At 66.8% G+C, this 15,552-nt stretch carries 16 protein-coding genes and 1 tRNA gene; all 17 read right to left on the minus strand.

From position 1 onward, the window contains the following. Positions 1-15: 15 nt before the first annotated feature. On the minus strand, positions 16-744 hold the full coding sequence (locus KZ491_RS04855) for an NADH-quinone oxidoreductase subunit C (protein WP_222564776.1): 729 nt from the start codon (positions 742-744) through the stop codon (positions 16-18). After that, positions 737-1,315: a NuoB/complex I 20 kDa subunit family protein gene (locus KZ491_RS04860; RefSeq protein ID WP_222564777.1), complete on the minus strand. Its 579-nt coding sequence runs from the start codon at positions 1,313-1,315 to the stop codon at positions 737-739. The genes KZ491_RS04855 and KZ491_RS04860 overlap by 8 nt, the downstream gene beginning before the upstream one ends. Beyond that, positions 1,306-1,662, minus strand: a complete 357-nt coding sequence (locus KZ491_RS04865; RefSeq protein ID WP_193983602.1) for an NADH-quinone oxidoreductase subunit A — start codon at positions 1,660-1,662, stop codon at positions 1,306-1,308. The genes KZ491_RS04860 and KZ491_RS04865 overlap by 10 nt, the downstream gene beginning before the upstream one ends. A gap of 102 nt (positions 1,663-1,764) precedes the next feature. Further along, a tRNA-Leu gene (locus KZ491_RS04870) sits at positions 1,765-1,849 on the minus strand. 126 nt (positions 1,850-1,975) lie between these two features. Continuing rightward, positions 1,976-2,401, minus strand: coding sequence for a preprotein translocase subunit SecG (secG, locus tag KZ491_RS04875; RefSeq protein ID WP_222564778.1), 426 nt, complete (start codon positions 2,399-2,401; stop codon positions 1,976-1,978). Positions 2,402-2,445: 44 nt separating this feature from the next. Then, positions 2,446-3,198, minus strand: coding sequence for a triose-phosphate isomerase (gene tpiA, locus KZ491_RS04880; protein ID WP_222564779.1), 753 nt, complete (start codon positions 3,196-3,198; stop codon positions 2,446-2,448). 117 nt (positions 3,199-3,315) lie between these two features. Then, complete coding sequence (locus KZ491_RS04885; RefSeq protein WP_043957214.1) at positions 3,316-4,263, minus strand: isopenicillin N synthase family dioxygenase; 948 nt, start codon at positions 4,261-4,263, stop codon at positions 3,316-3,318. Between the two features lie 51 nt (positions 4,264-4,314). After that, the gene (gene glmM / locus KZ491_RS04890; RefSeq protein WP_222564780.1) at positions 4,315-5,673 is read right to left on the minus strand and encodes a phosphoglucosamine mutase; all 1,359 of its coding nucleotides are present in this window, start codon (positions 5,671-5,673) and stop codon (positions 4,315-4,317) included. Beyond that, entirely contained in the window at positions 5,673-6,563 is an 891-nt protein-coding gene (gene accD, locus KZ491_RS04895) for an acetyl-CoA carboxylase, carboxyltransferase subunit beta (protein WP_222564781.1), read from the minus strand. The genes glmM and accD overlap by 1 nt, the downstream gene beginning before the upstream one ends. 142 nt (positions 6,564-6,705) lie before the next feature. Then, positions 6,706-7,518: a tryptophan synthase subunit alpha gene (gene trpA, locus KZ491_RS04900; protein WP_222564782.1), complete on the minus strand. Its 813-nt coding sequence runs from the start codon at positions 7,516-7,518 to the stop codon at positions 6,706-6,708. Next, complete coding sequence (gene trpB, locus KZ491_RS04905) at positions 7,515-8,744, minus strand: tryptophan synthase subunit beta (protein WP_222564783.1); 1,230 nt, start codon at positions 8,742-8,744, stop codon at positions 7,515-7,517. The genes trpA and trpB overlap by 4 nt, the downstream gene beginning before the upstream one ends. 89 nt (positions 8,745-8,833) lie before the next feature. Then, the gene (locus KZ491_RS04910; RefSeq protein WP_222564784.1) at positions 8,834-9,493 is read right to left on the minus strand and encodes a phosphoribosylanthranilate isomerase; all 660 of its coding nucleotides are present in this window, start codon (positions 9,491-9,493) and stop codon (positions 8,834-8,836) included. A 102-nt stretch (positions 9,494-9,595) separates the two neighbouring features. Next, complete coding sequence (gene truA, locus KZ491_RS04915) at positions 9,596-10,438, minus strand: tRNA pseudouridine(38-40) synthase TruA (RefSeq protein WP_222565475.1); 843 nt, start codon at positions 10,436-10,438, stop codon at positions 9,596-9,598. A 36-nt stretch (positions 10,439-10,474) separates the two neighbouring features. Further along, positions 10,475-12,349 carry a type IV pilus assembly protein FimV gene (locus tag KZ491_RS04920; RefSeq protein ID WP_222564785.1) on the minus strand — a complete coding sequence of 625 codons (1,875 nt, stop codon included), beginning with the start codon at positions 12,347-12,349 and terminating at the stop codon, positions 10,475-10,477. Positions 12,350-12,416: 67 nt separating this feature from the next. Continuing rightward, on the minus strand, positions 12,417-13,436 hold the full coding sequence (locus KZ491_RS04925; protein WP_222564786.1) for an aspartate-semialdehyde dehydrogenase: 1,020 nt from the start codon (positions 13,434-13,436) through the stop codon (positions 12,417-12,419). Between the two features lie 7 nt (positions 13,437-13,443). Further along, positions 13,444-14,547 carry a chorismate synthase gene (aroC, locus tag KZ491_RS04930; RefSeq protein ID WP_222564787.1) on the minus strand — a complete coding sequence of 368 codons (1,104 nt, stop codon included), beginning with the start codon at positions 14,545-14,547 and terminating at the stop codon, positions 13,444-13,446. A gap of 53 nt (positions 14,548-14,600) precedes the next feature. Next, complete coding sequence (gene prmB, locus KZ491_RS04935; RefSeq protein ID WP_222564788.1) at positions 14,601-15,548, minus strand: 50S ribosomal protein L3 N(5)-glutamine methyltransferase; 948 nt, start codon at positions 15,546-15,548, stop codon at positions 14,601-14,603. Between the last annotated feature and the right edge of the window lie 4 nt (positions 15,549-15,552).

Here is a 15,552-nt window from a genome sequence, read left to right on the forward strand (position 1 = left end):
TGGTCGCAGGTGTGTTCATGGCTTCACCCCCAGACGCGCAGCCGATTCATCGGCGGCGGTCAGGTAACGCGAGTCATCGCGGATCACGCGCGGAACCAGCACGCGCGGTTCGATGGATACCGGCTCGTAGATCACGCGCTTGCGCTCGGCGTCGTAACGCACTTCGACGTTGCCGATCAGCGGGAAGTCCTTGCGGAACGGATGACCAATGAACCCGTAGTCGGTGAGGATGCGGCGCAGGTCCGGGTGACCCTCGAACACGATGCCGAACAGGTCGAACGCCTCCCGCTCGAACCAGTTGGCACCGGCCCACACGGAGGTCAGCGAATCGACGATAGGCATCTCGTCATCGGCTGCGAAGGTGCGCATGCGCAGACGCTGGTTGTGCTGGAACGACAACAGGTGCGCTACTGCGGCAAAGCGTCGCTTGGGCGCATCGGCAGCGCCACTAGGCATCTGGCCCCACACAAAGCGACCCGGACCGGCGCCTTCCACGCCACGGGAGAACCCCTCGGAGGAAGGCTCGGTGTTCCATTCGTCGCTGCCCCAGGTCAGGTAGTCGACGCCGCTGACATCGGTCAGCTGCTCGAAACCGAACTCGTCGCGCAGCGCGAACGCCGTGGCGAGCCACTGCGCGGGATCGACCTCGATACCGACCTCACCGCGCGGCTCGGCGACGGTGACCGTGCAGTCCGGGAAACGTGCGCGCAGGCGATCGACGTACGCGGTGATCGACTCACTCATCGCGGACACCGGTCTTGTTGTCGCCAAAGTTGGTGCCGCGGCGGATCTTCTTCTGCAGCTGCAGGATGCCGTACACCAGCGCCTCGGCCGTGGGCGGGCAACCGGGCACGTAAATATCGACCGGGACGATCCGGTCACAGCCGCGCACCACCGAGTACGAGTAGTGGTAGTAGCCGCCGCCGTTGGCGCAGCTGCCCATCGAGATGACCCACTTGGGATCGGGCATCTGGTCGTAGATCTTGCGCAGCGCGGGCGCCATCTTGTTGACCAGCGTTCCGGCCACGATCATCACGTCGGACTGGCGTGGCGACGGGCGGAAGATGACGCCATAGCGGTCAAGGTCCAGCCGTGCCGCGCCGGCGTGCATCATCTCCACCGCGCAACAGGCCAGGCCGAACGAGACAGGCCACATCGAACCGGTGCGCGCCCAGTTCCACAGCGCGTCCAGGCTGGTGGTGACGAAGCCCTGCTGCAGCAACGGGTTGTCATCGCCGGGGAGCAGGATGTCGTCCAGGCGCCCTTCGGGCACCGGGTTGTGCATCAGGCCCGAGATGGTCTCACTCACTCCCATTCCAGCGCTCCCTTCTTCCACACGTAGATGAAGCCGAGCAGCAACATGCTCACGAAAATTCCCATCTCTACCAGGCCGACCACACCCAGGTCACGGAACACCGTCGCCCAGGGCACCAGGAAGATGATTTCAAGATCGAAAATGATGAACTGGATGGCCACGAGGTAGTAGCGCACGTCGAACTGCATGCGCGCGTCTTCGAAAGCCTCGAAGCCGCATTCGTATGGGGACAGTTTGGCCAGGCTCGGGCGCTTGGGCCCCAGCAGGTGTCCCACCACCAGAAGGGCGACGCCAATGCCGCTGGCGACGATAAGAAACAACAAGGTCGGCAGATATTCGCCCAGCACTTCTGTTCTCTCGGCTACACCACGCTTGTGCGTGGCCTTGGCTCGGCGGCATCAATGCTGCCTGTGGCAGCAGCCGATGCCGTTGACGGTACAACTGTGGAGTGGTGCCCAAGGGGGGACTCGAACCCCCACGACCTAAGCCGCTACCACCTCAAGGTAGTGCGTCTACCAATTCCGCCACCTGGGCACATGTTCCAGCTCTACGCCTCCTGCTCCGAATCCAACCGCTAACGGTGGACCCGGCTTCCGGCAATGAAGACCGGGCACCCGCGCATCCATGCCGGATGTAACTGCTTATCTTATCGCGAATAACTTAATTCTGGACCGGTTCGGACGGTGCCGAATCCGTCGCCTCGGGAGCGGCCGGGGCCACAGGGACCTCAGGAACGACGGCCGGGGCCGGCGCATCCGCCGGCGCCTCACCCGGGACTACCGGCACGGCGGGCGCGGGATCCACGGGCACCTGCGACATCACGCCCAAGCCTTGCCCCGTCGTCGGGCCGACGGCCCTGTGGGTGGCCTGCCAAGCCATGAACATCGCAATCACGAAGAAGGAGATGGCAAGCCACTTGGTGGCCTTGGACAAAAAGCTGGACGCGCCGCGCGCACCGAATACCGTCGCGGAGGCGCCACCGCCGAAACCGGCGCCGGCCTGGGCGCCAGAGCCGCGCTGCATCAGGATCAGCACGATCATGGACGCGGCAATCAGCACATAGATGACGTTGAGAAACAACAGCATCGGAAGACTCTTTGGTAAGTCGCCCGGGCCAGGCCCGGAACAGGTCAGGGTGCCAGCGCGGCTGCGATGGCGTTGAAGTCGGCGGCCACCAGGGACGCGCCTCCTACCAGGCCGCCGTCGACATCCGCTTGTGAGAACAAGGCGGCGGCATTGTCGGCCTTTACGCTTCCGCCGTACAGGATCGGAAGCGAGCCAGCGATTCTATCATCGTGCGATGCAACTCCGCTACGGATGAATGCGTGTACCGATTGCACCTGCTCGGGGCTGGCGGTCTTTCCGGTACCGATGGCCCAGACCGGCTCGTAGGCGATGATCGCGCCGTCGAGCGCCTTCGCACCGTCGACCAGCAGCGGGGCCAGCTGTTCCTGCAGACGTGCCTCGGTCTGGCCGTCCTCGCGTTCCTGCAGGCTTTCGCCCACGCACAGGATGGGAATGATGCCTGCAGCCTTGGCTGCCCTGAACTTGGCCGCGACCAGCTCGCTGGTCTCGTGATGGTATTGGCGGCGCTCGGAGTGACCGACGAGGCAGTAGCCGGCTCCCACGTCCGCCAGCATCTGCGCGGAGATCTCACCGGTATAGGCGCCGCTGGCATGCTCGCTGACGTCCTGGGCGCCAAACTCCAGGCCCGTGGCTGCATAGCGGGCGATCAGCTCTGCCAGGTACAACGCGGGCGGGATGATGATGCGCTGCACACCGGGGGCACCCTCGCCGGCAGTCACTGCATCCAGCAGCTCCGCGGAGAATCGACGATCTCCGTTCAACTTCCAGTTACCAGCGACAATCCTGCGACGTGCCATGCCTACCCCCGCGAGTGAAAGACAGGATTCTACCGCACCGTGGATGATCGGCGACCTACGGGGGGGTTCAACGGACCGTTTCCGGCACCGCCCCGCCCCGCCCGGGTCGGCTGAAACCTACTTGAGCTTGATCTCCCGCAGCCGCTCTTCCAGATACCCCTGGGCGGTGATCGGCTCGGGGTAGCGGCTCGGGTTGTCAGCGGTGACCGTTCCCGGCAGCACATCGATGAGGAAGTCGGGGTTGGGGTGGAGGAAGAACGGGGTGGAGTAGCGCGGCTGGCGCGCCTTCTCGCCCTGCGGATTGACCACGCGGTGCGTCGTGGACGGGTACACGTGATTGGTGAGCCGCTGCAGCATGTCGCCGATGTTGACCACGATGGTGTCGGCGTCGGCGGTGAAAGGCACCCACTCGCCCGCGTGGGAAAGCACCTCCAGGCCCTCTGCGCTGGCGCCCACCAGCAAGGTGATCAGGTTGATGTCCTCGTGCGCGCCGGCGCGCTCGTTGGGCACCTCGAGGCTGGTGATCGGGGGGTAGTGCAAGGGGCGCAGGATCGAATTACCGCTGTCGATCTTGTCGTCGAACCAGTGCTCGTCCAGGCCGATATGCAGTGCCAGCGCACTGAGCACTCTGGCACCGAGTCGGTCCAGCGACTGGTACAGGCCGTAGGCGACCTCGCGGAACTCCGGCAGCTCCTCGGGCCATACATTGGGCGGCATGGACTCGGCGTAGCGCGAGTCCCGGGGGATCTCGCGGCCGACGTGCCAGAACTCCTTCAGATCGAAGTGCTGTGCGCCTTTGGCGGTCTCGATACCGAAGGGCGTGTAACCACGCGCGCCGCCGCCGCCGACGACGTGGTACTTGCGCTTGACGTCCTCGGGCAGCGCGAACAGGCGTTGGAACACCTCGTAGCTGCGGTCGACCTGCGACTGCGCGATGCCGTGTCCACGCACGCCGGCGAAGCCCCACTCCCGGTAGGCGGCGCCCAGTTCGGCGACAAAGGCGTCCCGCTGGGCGGGATCGTCGAAGCGACTGATGTCGAAGATCGGGATACGGGTCGGGCTCATAGGGTCTGAAACCTCATCAAGGAAGCGGAGCCGGCGGCGACCGGCGACGGCCTATCGGGCCGCTTCGCGCACCGCGCCGGCAAGGCGATCCAGGGTCGACTGCATCAGGCCGTCATCATCGGCCTCCACGGTGACCCTGACCACCGGCTCGGTTCCGGACGGGCGAAGGAAAGCACGCCCGCGGCCGGCGACCGCCCGCTGCGCTTCGGCCAAAGCAGCTTGTACGGATGGCAGCTCAGCGGGCTTCACGGCGTCGCCGCAGCGGACATTCACGGTTTTCTGCGGCACCCGTTCCAGACCGGCGAGTGCCTCTTTCAGGCCGATGCCGCGGCGGCGCAGCACTTCCAGCACCTGCAATGCACTGACGATGCCATCGCCGGTACTGGTGCGGTCCACGCACAGCAGATGGCCGGACGCCTCGCCGCCCAGTACGCCACCGTGCTCGACCAGCTTCTGGTGCACGTGGCGGTCACCGACCTTGGCACGCAGGAACTCGATTCCCGACTGCTCGAAGGCGCGTTCCAGTCCGTAGTTGGTCATCAGCGTGCCCACCACCGGGCCCTGAAGCCGGCCGCTCTCGCGCCAGTCGTTGGCGAGCACGTAGATCAGGTCATCGCCGTCGTGGACGGTCCCGTCGGCATCGACAAACATCACCCGGTCGCCGTCGCCGTCGAAGGCGATACCCAGGTCGGCGCCGGTGCTGCGAACGCGCTCGGACAAGGCCTCCGGGTGGGTCGTGCCCACGCCGTCGTTGATGTTGAGGCCGTTGGGATCCACGCCGATCGTATCCAGCTTGGCCCCCAGTTCGCGCAGGACCAGCGGCCCGAGCTGGTAAGTCGCGCCGTGCGCGCAGTCGAGCACGATGTGCATGCCGCCCAGATCAAAACCCTTGGGTACGGAGGTCTTGCAGGCCTCGACGTAGCGGCCGATGGCATCGCGGGTGCGTGCGGTCTTGCCCAGCTCGGCGGACGGTACGGTGCTGAAAGGCTCATCCAGAGCAGCTTCGATGGCCAGTTCAGTGGCGTCGTCGAGCTTCTCGCCTTCGGCCGAGAAGAACTTGATGCCATTGTCGTAGTGCGGATTATGCGAGGCGGAGATCACGATGCCGCCGTCGGCGCGCATCGAGCGGGTCAGGTGGGCGACCGCCGGGGTCGGCATCGGACCCATCAACTGCACGTCCACGCCAGCCGCCACCAGGCCGGCTTCCAGAGCCGCCTCGAACATGTAGTTGGATATGCGCGTGTCCTTGCCGATAATCACCACCGGCTTGCGCCACGCCCGACCGGACTCGACCGAGCGCTTGAGCGCGTGGCCGTAGGCATTGCCCAGGCGCAGGAGGAAGTCGGCGGATATGGGGCTCTCGCCTACCCGGCCGCGGATGCCATCGGTGCCGAAATAACGACGTCCCATTACGCGTTCTCCCCCGCATCGTCGACTGGCTCAGGCTGGCGCATCATCATGGCGAGCAGGTCGGCGAGCCGGTCGCGCATCTCGCGACGGTCGCAGATCTGGTCGATGGCGCCATGCTCCAGAAGGAATTCGCTGCGCTGGAAACCTTCCGGCAGGGTCTCGCGCACGGTCTGTTCGATCACGCGCGGGCCCGCGAAGCCGATCAGTGCTTCGGGCTCGGCGATGTTGATGTCGCCCAGCATGGCCAGCGACGCGGACACGCCGCCGGTGGTGGGATGGGTGAGCACCGCGATGTAAGGCAGGCCCGCGGCGCGCAGGCGACCCAGCGCGGCGGAGGTCTTGGCCATCTGCATTAGGGAGAACAGGCTCTCCTGCATGCGCGCGCCACCGGTGGCGGTGAAGCACACCATTGGGCAGCCCGCCGCCAGCGCGGCTTCGGCTGCGAGGGCAAACCGCTCACCGACCACCGAGCCCATGGATCCGCCCATGAACGCGAAGTCGAACGCGCACGCCACCAGCGGACGCTGCTTGAGCTCACCCTTCATCGCTATCAGCGCGTCGCGCTCGCCGGTGGCTTTCTGCGCAGCCTTGATACGGTCCGAATAGCGCTTCTGGTCGCGGAACTTGAGCACATCGGTGGGACCGAGCTCCGCGCCGATCTCACTGGTGCTGCCAACGTCCAGCAAGGCGGTCAACCGGGCACGCGCGCGGATGGCGCGGTGGTGGTTGCACTTCGGACAGACTTCCAGGTTTTCTTCGAGCTCCGGGCGGTAGAGCACCGCGCCACAGCGATCGCACTTTTCCCAAAGGCCTTCGGGGACGCTGCGGCGCTTGGCGACAGGCGTCTCGGTGCGGATGCCGGAAGGCATGAGTTTCTTGAGCCAGGACATGCGTTGCGGATTCCCTGTAATTGGTCCGGTGCAATGATCCGGAGGTGTCTGTGCCCGCCTGCCGCCACAAAATGGCGGCGGGCGGTTGCCGGTACCGCCGGCGAACGCGGCAGTTTACCGCAGGCGTTCGTCCGGCCGTTCGTCAGGCGCCGGGCAAGCCGTCGAGGGCTTCACGCAAGGGCAGCAGGAACGCGGCAGCGTTGCGCGCCGCATCGGCGGGATCCAGCGCGTCGGCCATGGCGGCGACCAGCGCGCTGCCTACGACCACACCGTCGGCGTGCACGGCCATGGCAGCGGCACTGGCGGCATCCTTGATGCCGAAACCTGCAACCACCGGCACCTTGTCGAGCGCGCGGATCAAACGCAGGCGGTCGCCGGCGGCGCCGGTGTCGAGATGGTCACCGCCCGTCACACCGGCGTAGGTCACGTAGTACAGATAACCGGTAGCCAGCGTGCACAGGCGCTGCATGCGCTCTGCCGAGGTGGTCGGGGCGGCGAGCAGGATCAGCGCCAGGCCGTGACGATCGAACGCCTCGCGGTACTCGACCGCTTCCTCGGGAGGCAAGTCCACGAGCAGCGCGCCGTCGACCCCGGCGGCGACCGCCTGCGCGGCATAGGCTTCCGGACCGCGGATCTCGACCGGGTTGAGGTAACCCATGAGTACCACCGGGGTGTCCTGGTTGTCCTCGCGAAACTGGCGAACAGTCTCGAACACGTAGTCCATGTCGGCCCCGCGAGCGAGTGCGCGCTCGGAGCTGTGCTGGATGGTGGTGCCGTCGGCCATCGGATCCGAGAACGGGACGCCGATCTCGATGACGTCCGCGCCGGCGGCGACCAGCGCGTGCATCACCGGCATCGTGGCCTCCAGCGACGGATCGCCAGCGGTGATGAAGGGCACCAGCGCCTTGCGCCCCTGTGCCTTCAGCGCGGCGAAGCGGGTGGCGATGCGGCTCATAGCACCATCCCCTCGCGCTGCGCGATCGTATGTACGTCTTTGTCACCCCGGCCGGACAGGTTGCACAGCACGATCGCATCGGCCGGCAATTCGCGCGCCAGCTTCACCGCCTGGGCCACCGCATGGCTGGACTCCAGCGCCGGCAGAATGCCTTCGGTACGGATCAACCGGTGGAACGCATCGAGCGCTTCCTCGTCGGTGATTCCCGCGTACTCGGCGCGCCCGGTGTCCTTCAGGAACGCGTGTTCGGGCCCGACACCGGGGTAGTCCAGCCCGGCGGAGATCGAATGGGTCTCGATGACCTGGCCATCGTCGTCGCACAGCAGGTAGGTGCGGTTGCCGTGCAGGACACCCGGCCGGCCAGCGGTGAGTGAGGCCGAATGGCGCCCGCTGTCCATGCCCTCGCCCGCCGCCTCGGCACCGACAATACGGACACCCGGATCGTTAAGGAACGCATGGAAGATGCCGATCGCGTTGCTGCCCCCACCAACGCAGGCAGTCACCGCATCAGGCAGGCGGCCGTATTCGGCCAGCATCTGCGCGCGCGCCTCGCGGCCGACCACCGCGTTGAAGTCGCGCACCATCCGTGGGTACGGGTCCGGGCCGGCTACCGTGCCGATGATGTAGAAGGTGTCGGCGATGTTGGTCACCCAGTCGCGCATCGCCTCGTTCAGGGCATCCTTCAGCGTGGCCGAGCCGCTGGTCACGGGCACCACGCGGGCACCGAGCAACTGCATGCGATAGACGTTGATCTTCTGGCGCTCGATGTCCGTGGCACCCATGTACACCACGCACTCCAGGCCGAGCCGGGCGGCAACGGTGGCCGATGCCACGCCGTGCTGGCCGGCGCCGGTCTCGGCGATGATGCGGGTCTTGCCCATGCGGCTGGCCAGCAAAGCCTGGCCGATCGTGTTGTTGATCTTGTGCGCGCCGGTGTGGTTGAGGTCCTCGCGCTTGAGCAGGATGCGTGCGCCGCCCACTTCTTCGCTCAGGCGGCGGGCATGGTAGATGGGACTCGGTCGGCCAACGTAATGGGCCAGGTCGTCCTCGAAGGTCGCGATGAATGCCGGGTCAACGCGCGCCGCATCATAGGCATCGGCCAGCTCCTGCAGCGGCCCGACCAGGGTCTCGGCAACGAAGCGACCGCCGAAGCGCCCGAAGTGTCCGTTCTTGTCGGGATAAGCGTGGTAGTCGATGGGGATATCGGATGGCAATGGGGAGGTCATGACTCGGTTTCACCGGGGGAGGTTTGGTGACCGCGGGCGAAGATGCACGCGGTGTCTGGGCGTATCGGGATATGGACCAGACGGAAGCGTCAGTCCAGGACGTGGCAATCGGCGTGGCGCACCTGTTCGACGAAGCGGCGCATCCGGTCGCCGTCCTTCAGCCCGGGCGCGCTTTCAATGCCGCTGGAGACATCCACCGCCCACGGCATCGTGGCGATGATCGCCTCGAACACATTGTCCGAGGTCAGGCCGCCGGCCAGCACGAAGGGTTTCTGTACGCCGGCGGGAATGCGCGCCCAATCGAACACTTTGCCACTACCACCACTGGTACCGGCGCCGTGGCTGTCGAACAGGAATCCCGCCGCGCCCGGGTATTGTTGGTGCAAGGCGGCAGGATGTTCCTTGCTGATCGGGCTGCCCATCGCGATGGCTTTGAGGTATGGCACACCGAACGCGCGACAGAACGCATCGTCTTCGCTGCCGTGGAACTGCAGGAGGCTGGGACGGATCTGGCGTACGACCTCGCGGACCTCTTCGGCGGGGTTGTCACTGAACAAGGCGACCGAGTCCACCATCGGTGCCAGCGCCTGGCGCATCGCCCGCGCCTCCGCCGGGGCAATCCGGCGGCTGCTGCCGTGCGCAAACACGAAACCGATCGCGTCGGCGCCCAGCTCGCAGGCAAGCCGCACATCACCCGGCCGGGTGAAACCGCAGAACTTGATCCGGGTGCGGAACAGGGTCCGCTTCAAGACAACATCCTCAACACTTGCTCCTGATGACCGGTTTTTCCGGCCGCTCCGCGTTGGGCGGGACCATGAATATAGTCTGGAAGCACACGCACGTCGCGTCGCTCACAGGGTGACTTCTGCGGGCAATTGCCAACGGGCGGGATAACGCGGGCCGACGAACACCAGTCCGGCCGAGGGCGCGGTGGGTCCGGCCCGGCTGCGATCGCGCCCGTCCAGGACCTCCTGCAGCCAGCTGGCCGGGCGCTCCCCCTGCCCGACCAACAGCAGGCTGCCGACGATGTTTCGCACCATGTGGTGAAGGAAGGCGTTGGCCTGGACTTCCACGGTGACGAGGTCGCCGTCGCGCGATACGGCGATATGGTGCAAGTCGCGGCGCGCGTGCGGCGCCTGGCAGTGCACGGTCCGGAACGCGGAAAAATCATGCTCGCCGACCAGATGCTGGGCCGCCTGGTGCATCGTGTCCGTATCCAGCGGCTTGCGCGCCCAGCTCAGGTATTGGTGCTGCAAGGCGGGCCGAATCGCGCGATTGAGGATGGTGTAGCGGTATCGCCGCGCTCGGGCGGAAAACCGCGCGTGAAACTCATCGGTGGTGGGCACACACCATTTCACGCATACCGACGGCGGCAGGTTGCTGGTGGCGCCCAGTACCCAGCCACGCGGATCACGCTGCGCGGGGCCATCAAAGTGCACCACCTGGGTCGCGGCGTGCACGCCGGCGTCGGTACGCCCCGCGCACACCACGCCAATCTCCCGGCCCGCGACGATGCTCACGGCCTGTTCCACTGCTGCCTGCACGGTGGGTTCCACGCGCCGCTCCGGCTCGTCGCGCTTGTTGAGGCGCTGCCATCCCGAGAAGCTGCCGCCGTCGTACTCCACGCCGAGCACCCAACGACGTTGCGTCGGCGGGCTATCCGCAGACCTCGCGGCCGGGGAATCGGGCGGAATCGGGTCGGGCAGCGTTCCGTTTTCCGTCGGCACCGCTTACCCCAGCTCCCGCAACAGGCGCGTGGCCTGTTGACGCGCCTCCAGACTGCCACTGACCTGCAACTCGCCGAGCAATTGCCGCGCGCTGCCCTCATCGCCGAGGTCGAGGTAGGCGCGCGCCAACTCCAGCCGTTCCATGCCGGGCGCATCATCCCCACCGACGGGGCGTGAAGTCGAGACTGCGTGCCCGCGCGGCGCGTCGGACGATGCATCGGCGACGGACAACGGGGCAGTCAGGCGGGTCTGGCCGGTTGCGGTCGGGGCACCGTGCCATGCGGGTACCGCCGCCGCAGCAGTATCGGTCGATGCAGCGCTGGCTACCGGCGCCGGCCCCGGGCCCGGGGTGTCTGCGTCGACAGCAACGGCGGGTTGCACACTCCTTTCAGCGGTCCGATCCACCACGTTCGGGGTCAGCAGGCTCCGCTCCGGATCAGGCGCAGAGGCAGGGGCTTCCGAGCCGGCAGCAAATCCGCGCACAGGGGTTGAAGCCGCGCGCGCGGGTGCCACGGGGGCGCGGAAGCGCGGCACCGAGTCGGCGCGTCGCCTCCACCACCAGACAGCCACAAGCGCCAGCACCAGCACCGTTCCGCCCAGAAGCCACGGCACCGCCGCCCCCCCGGCCGGGTCCGCCTGGGCGGCGGCCTGCGTGGACTGCGCCTGGGCCAACTGCTCCTGCGCGGATGCAAGCTCGGCGTCCTTCATCGCGAGCAACTTCTGCTGGTCGGACTGGAGCTGCTCGAGGGTGTCGATGCGACTCTTGAGATCGGCCAACTCCGCATCCCGCGCCGCCAGGGTTTCCGTGGTTGTCTGCAATTCCTGTCGCACCATGTCGCCCTCGCCTCCGGCACTGAGGCCTGATTGGGTACCTGCGCGCGACGCATCACTGGCGCCGGGCGGAACAATTTCCAGTCGCGCACCGTCGGCAGGCGCGGCAGCAGTAGCGGCAGCCACGGTATCGCCCGCGGCCGAAGCCTCGCCCACCGCGTCCGCCACCTGTGGCTGCGGCACCGGCTGGGATGCCACCCGCCAGGCGCGGGTCTGTTCGCGCACCTGCGCGGCTGCCTGGGCTGCAGTGATCGCCGCGACCTCGTCAGCTCCGGGAATCCGCAGCACCGCACCCTGCTTGAGCAGGTGGATGTTGCCGCCGATAAAGGCTTCCGGGTTGGCCTGCAGCAGCGCGATCATCCGCTGCTGGAGGTTGCCGTCCATCTCCAGACCCTCGGCGATCTTCGACAGGTGTTCCCCGCTTTGCACCGCCCCATAGCGGGTCGGCGGTGGGGTCGGTTGCGCGGGCACCGTCATACCGGGCGGCGTATCACCCGCGACCGGGCGCTCGTCGCCCGCGCCCTCCGCAACGAATCCAGTGACCGCGGACGGCTCGGTTTGATCTGCCACTGCGTCACGCATAATCGCGTTGCTTTGCGCCTGCGTCGGTGCCTGGATCGACGGCTGCGCGGAGGCTGCCAGCGTCCTCGGCGCGTCCATGAGCGTGGAGTATTCGCGGACCAGTCGGCCCTGGCCCCAATCAACCTCGATCAGGAAGCTCAGCAGTGGCTGCTCGATCGGCGCCACGCTGGTGACCCGGATCACCGGACGCCCGGCATCGTTCAGCGCCTGGGTGAACTGCAGATCCGCGACTGCGCCCTGGGGAAGATCCAGACCGATGCGGGCAAACGTTTCCGGCGAGGCGAGGCCGGCGCGCAGACCCTCCAGCTCGGACGGATCGCTGGAAACGATCATGATCTCGGCCAGCAACGGCTCGCCCAGCTTGGATTTCAACTGGATCTGACCCAGCCCGAGTGCCGCGGCCGTCCCGCTGGCAACCATCAGGACCAGCGCCAGCGCGACGCGCATCAATCCATTCACAGCCATCCCCTAGATTCCCCTGACGGCGACTCTAGCGGCGCAGACAGTGGGCAGCAATGCACTCGCGGGAACGTCATCGATGCTCCGCAACGACCAGCTCGGCCAGCTGCACCGCGTTCAGGGCCGCGCCCTTGCGGATGTTGTCCGCCACCACCCACAGCGACAGGCCACGCGGGTGGGAGATGTCCTCGCGGATGCGCCCGACATACACCGGATCATTGCCCGAGGCATGGGTAACCGCGGTTGGATAGCCGCCATCAGCGTGCTCGTCGATGACTTCCAGCCCCGGCTGTGCCCGCAGCAGTTCGCGGGCTTCCTCGGCCGTGAGCTTGTCCTTGGTCTCGATATGGACGGCTTCGGAATGACCGTAGAACACCGGCACGCGGACCACGGTGGCGTTCACCCCGATGGTGTCGTCGCCGAGGATCCGGCGCGTCTCCCAGACCAGCTTCATCTCCTCGGTGGTGTAACCGTTGTCGGTGAAGTCCCCGCCATGGGGGATGACGTTGAACGCAATCTGGACCGGATAGACGTTCGCTTCGACGTTGCGGAAATTGAGCATGTCGGCAGTCTGCTTGCCCAGCTCGTCCATCGCGGCGCGACCGGTGCCCGATACCGACTGGTAGGTGGCGATGTTGATCCGCTCGATCGTCGCGCGGCGGTGGATCGGAGCGAGCGCGACCATCAACTGCATCGTTGAGCAGTTCGGGTTGGCGATGATGCCGCGCGGCCGGTCACGCAATGCTTCCGGGTTGACCTCGGCCACCACCAGCGGCACGTCCTCGTCGCCACGGAACTCGGACGAGTTGTCGATGACGACGGCACCCGCCGCGGCGAACTTCGCGGCGTACTCGCGAGACACACTGCTGCCGGCGGCAAACAGGGCGATGTCCACGCCGCTGGGATCGAACTGGGCGATATCGCGGACGACCAGTTTGCGCGCGCCGTATTCGATCTTCTCGCCGGCCGAGCGCTCGCTGGCCAACAGGTGCAGCTCCCCGATCGGGAACTGGCGCTCGGCGAGGATCGCCAGAAGGGTTTCGCCAACCGCGCCGGTGGCACCGGCGATGGCTACGTTGAAGAGCTTGCTCATGACAGGACTATCCGGGAATTGCTGCAGGGGAAGGGAGCTCAGGTACGACGACATCGCCGCATTGGGCGCGGTGCCGCAGCGCCTGGTCCATCAGGACCGCGGCCACCATGGCCTCGCAGATCGGGGCGGCGCGGATGCCGACGCAGGGATCATGGCGGCCGGTGGTGACCACTTCAACGGTGTTGCCATGGATGTCCAGGCTGTCCACCGGCAGGCGCAGGCTCGAGGTCGGTTTGAATGCGACCGAGCACGTGACCCGCTGACCGCTGCTGATGCCGCCCAGGATGCCGCCGGCATGGTTGGAGGCGAAACCGTCGGGGCCCAGCTCGTCGCGATGCTCGCTGCCCTTCTGGGCGACGGCGTCGAACCCCGCGCCGATCTCCACGCCCTTGACCGCGTTGATGCTCATCAGGGCGCAGGCGAGTTCACCGTCCAGCTTGCCGTAGATCGGCTCGCCCCAGCCGGCCGGGACACCGTCGGCCCAGACATCCACGCGTGCGCCGACCGAGTCGCCGGACTTGCGCAGCGCGTCCATGTACGCCTCCAACTGCGGGACCTGGGCAGCATCGGGCCAGAAGAACGGGTTGTCCTCGACCACCGCCAGGTCCAGCGAGTTGGGCAGGATGTCGCCGAGTTGGGAGAGGAAGCCCTGGATGCGGATGCCGTGGCGCTGCGCCAGCCACTTCTTGGCGATCACCCCGGCAGCGACGCGCATCGTGGTTTCGCGCGCGCTCGAACGCCCGCCACCACGCGGGTCGCGGGTGCCGTACTTGTGCCAGTAGGTGTAGTCGGCGTGGCCGGGCCGGAACTGCTCGGCAATCTTTGCGTAATCGCGACTGCGCGCATCGGTATTGCGGATCAGCAGCGCGATCGGAGTGCCGGTGGTGCGTCCCTCAAAGACACCGGATAGGATCTCGACTGCGTCACTCTCGCGCCGCGCCGAGGTATGCCGGGACTTGCCGGTCGCCCGGCGCTCAAGATCGTGGCGGAAGTCCGCGGCATCGATCTGCAGTCCCGGAGGGCAGCCGTCCACCACGCAGCCGATCGCCGGCCCGTGGCTCTCGCCGAAGGTGGTTACCGCAAACAGCTTTCCATACGTGTTGCTGGCCAAGATAGTGCCTCCACTGGGACGACGGCCGGGCCGGGGCCGCACCCGATGATGATTCAGCCGCGAGCGTCGGCCAAGTCCTTGATCCTCGCATGATGCGCGACGAGATCGGCGCGTTCGGCGACAAAAATCCCCATCTGGCCCACCTTGAACTCCACCCACGCCAGCGGCAGCTCCGGCAGCAGCTCGCCCAGTGCGCGCTCCGCCTCGCCGACCTCGCAGATCAGCAACCCGTCGGTGGACAGGTGCTCGGGCGCGTCACGCAGGATCTTCAGCGCCAGGTCCAGGCCATCCTCGCCGGCGCGCAGGCCGAGCTCGGGTTCGTGGGCGTACTCGGCCGGCAGTGCGTCGGTCTCATCGTGGGTGACGTAAGGCGGGTTGGTCACGATCAGGTCGTACACCTCGCCCTGAAGATCGTTGAACAGGTCGGATTTGCGCAGGCGAACGTTGTCGGCCAGCAGGCGTTGCCGGTTTTCCGCCGCCAGCGACAGCGCGTCGTCATCGATGTCCACGCCGTCGACCTGCCAGTGCGGATGGTAGTGGGCAGTGGCGATGGCGATGCAGCCCGAGCCGGTGCACAGGTCGAGGACGCGGTTGACCTCGCGCCCGCCCAGCCACGGCTCGAAACCGGCTTCGATCAACTCGGCGATCGGTGAACGTGGCACCAGCGCGCGCGGGTCGGACTTGAAGCTGAGCCCGGCGAACCAGGCCTCGCCGGTCAGGTACGCGGCGGGAATGCGCTCGTTGATGCGCCGCTCCAGCAACCCCATCACGCGCTGCTTCTCATCAGTGGTGACGCGCGACGCACCGTAGACGGGGCTGAGGTCATGCGGCATTGACAGCGCGTGCAGCACCAGCTGGGTCGCCTCGTCCAGGGCGTTGTCATAGCTGTGGCCGAACGCAAGGCCGGCCTCGCCCAAGCGGCTGCCGCCGAAGCGGATCAGGTCGATGATCGAGATCTGCTCGAACTGGGCGGAGCCGAAATCGGCGCGGTCGACGGTCATGGCG

The sequence above is a fragment of the Novilysobacter antarcticus genome, assembly GCF_019802285.1.
GTDB classification, from domain to species: Bacteria; Pseudomonadota; Gammaproteobacteria; order Xanthomonadales; family Xanthomonadaceae; genus Novilysobacter; species Novilysobacter antarcticus.

What these genes read in the sequence shown, in the direction of transcription:
- KZ491_RS04920 (WP_222564785.1), bottom strand. Translation starts at nt 12,349, where the DNA reads ATGGCTGTGAATGGATTGATGCGCGTCGCGCTGGCGCTGGTCCTGATG.
- KZ491_RS04855 (WP_222564776.1), bottom strand. Translation starts at nt 744, where the DNA reads ATGAGTGAGTCGATCACCGCGTACGTCGATCGCCTGCGCGCACGTTTC.
- accD (WP_222564781.1), bottom strand. Translation starts at nt 6,563, where the DNA reads ATGTCCTGGCTCAAGAAACTCATGCCTTCCGGCATCCGCACCGAGACG.
- KZ491_RS04925 (WP_222564786.1), bottom strand. Translation starts at nt 13,436, where the DNA reads ATGAGCAAGCTCTTCAACGTAGCCATCGCCGGTGCCACCGGCGCGGTT.
- trpB (WP_222564783.1), bottom strand. Translation starts at nt 8,744, where the DNA reads ATGACCTCCCCATTGCCATCCGATATCCCCATCGACTACCACGCTTAT.
- KZ491_RS04860 (WP_222564777.1), bottom strand. Translation starts at nt 1,315, where the DNA reads ATGGGAGTGAGTGAGACCATCTCGGGCCTGATGCACAACCCGGTGCCC.
- tpiA (WP_222564779.1), bottom strand. Translation starts at nt 3,198, where the DNA reads ATGGCACGTCGCAGGATTGTCGCTGGTAACTGGAAGTTGAACGGAGAT.
- prmB (WP_222564788.1), bottom strand. Translation starts at nt 15,548, where the DNA reads ATGACCGTCGACCGCGCCGATTTCGGCTCCGCCCAGTTCGAGCAGATC.
- secG (WP_222564778.1), bottom strand. Translation starts at nt 2,401, where the DNA reads ATGCTGTTGTTTCTCAACGTCATCTATGTGCTGATTGCCGCGTCCATG.
- glmM (WP_222564780.1), bottom strand. Translation starts at nt 5,673, where the DNA reads ATGGGACGTCGTTATTTCGGCACCGATGGCATCCGCGGCCGGGTAGGC.
- KZ491_RS04885 (WP_043957214.1), bottom strand. Translation starts at nt 4,263, where the DNA reads ATGAGCCCGACCCGTATCCCGATCTTCGACATCAGTCGCTTCGACGAT.
- trpA (WP_222564782.1), bottom strand. Translation starts at nt 7,518, where the DNA reads ATGAGCCGCATCGCCACCCGCTTCGCCGCGCTGAAGGCACAGGGGCGC.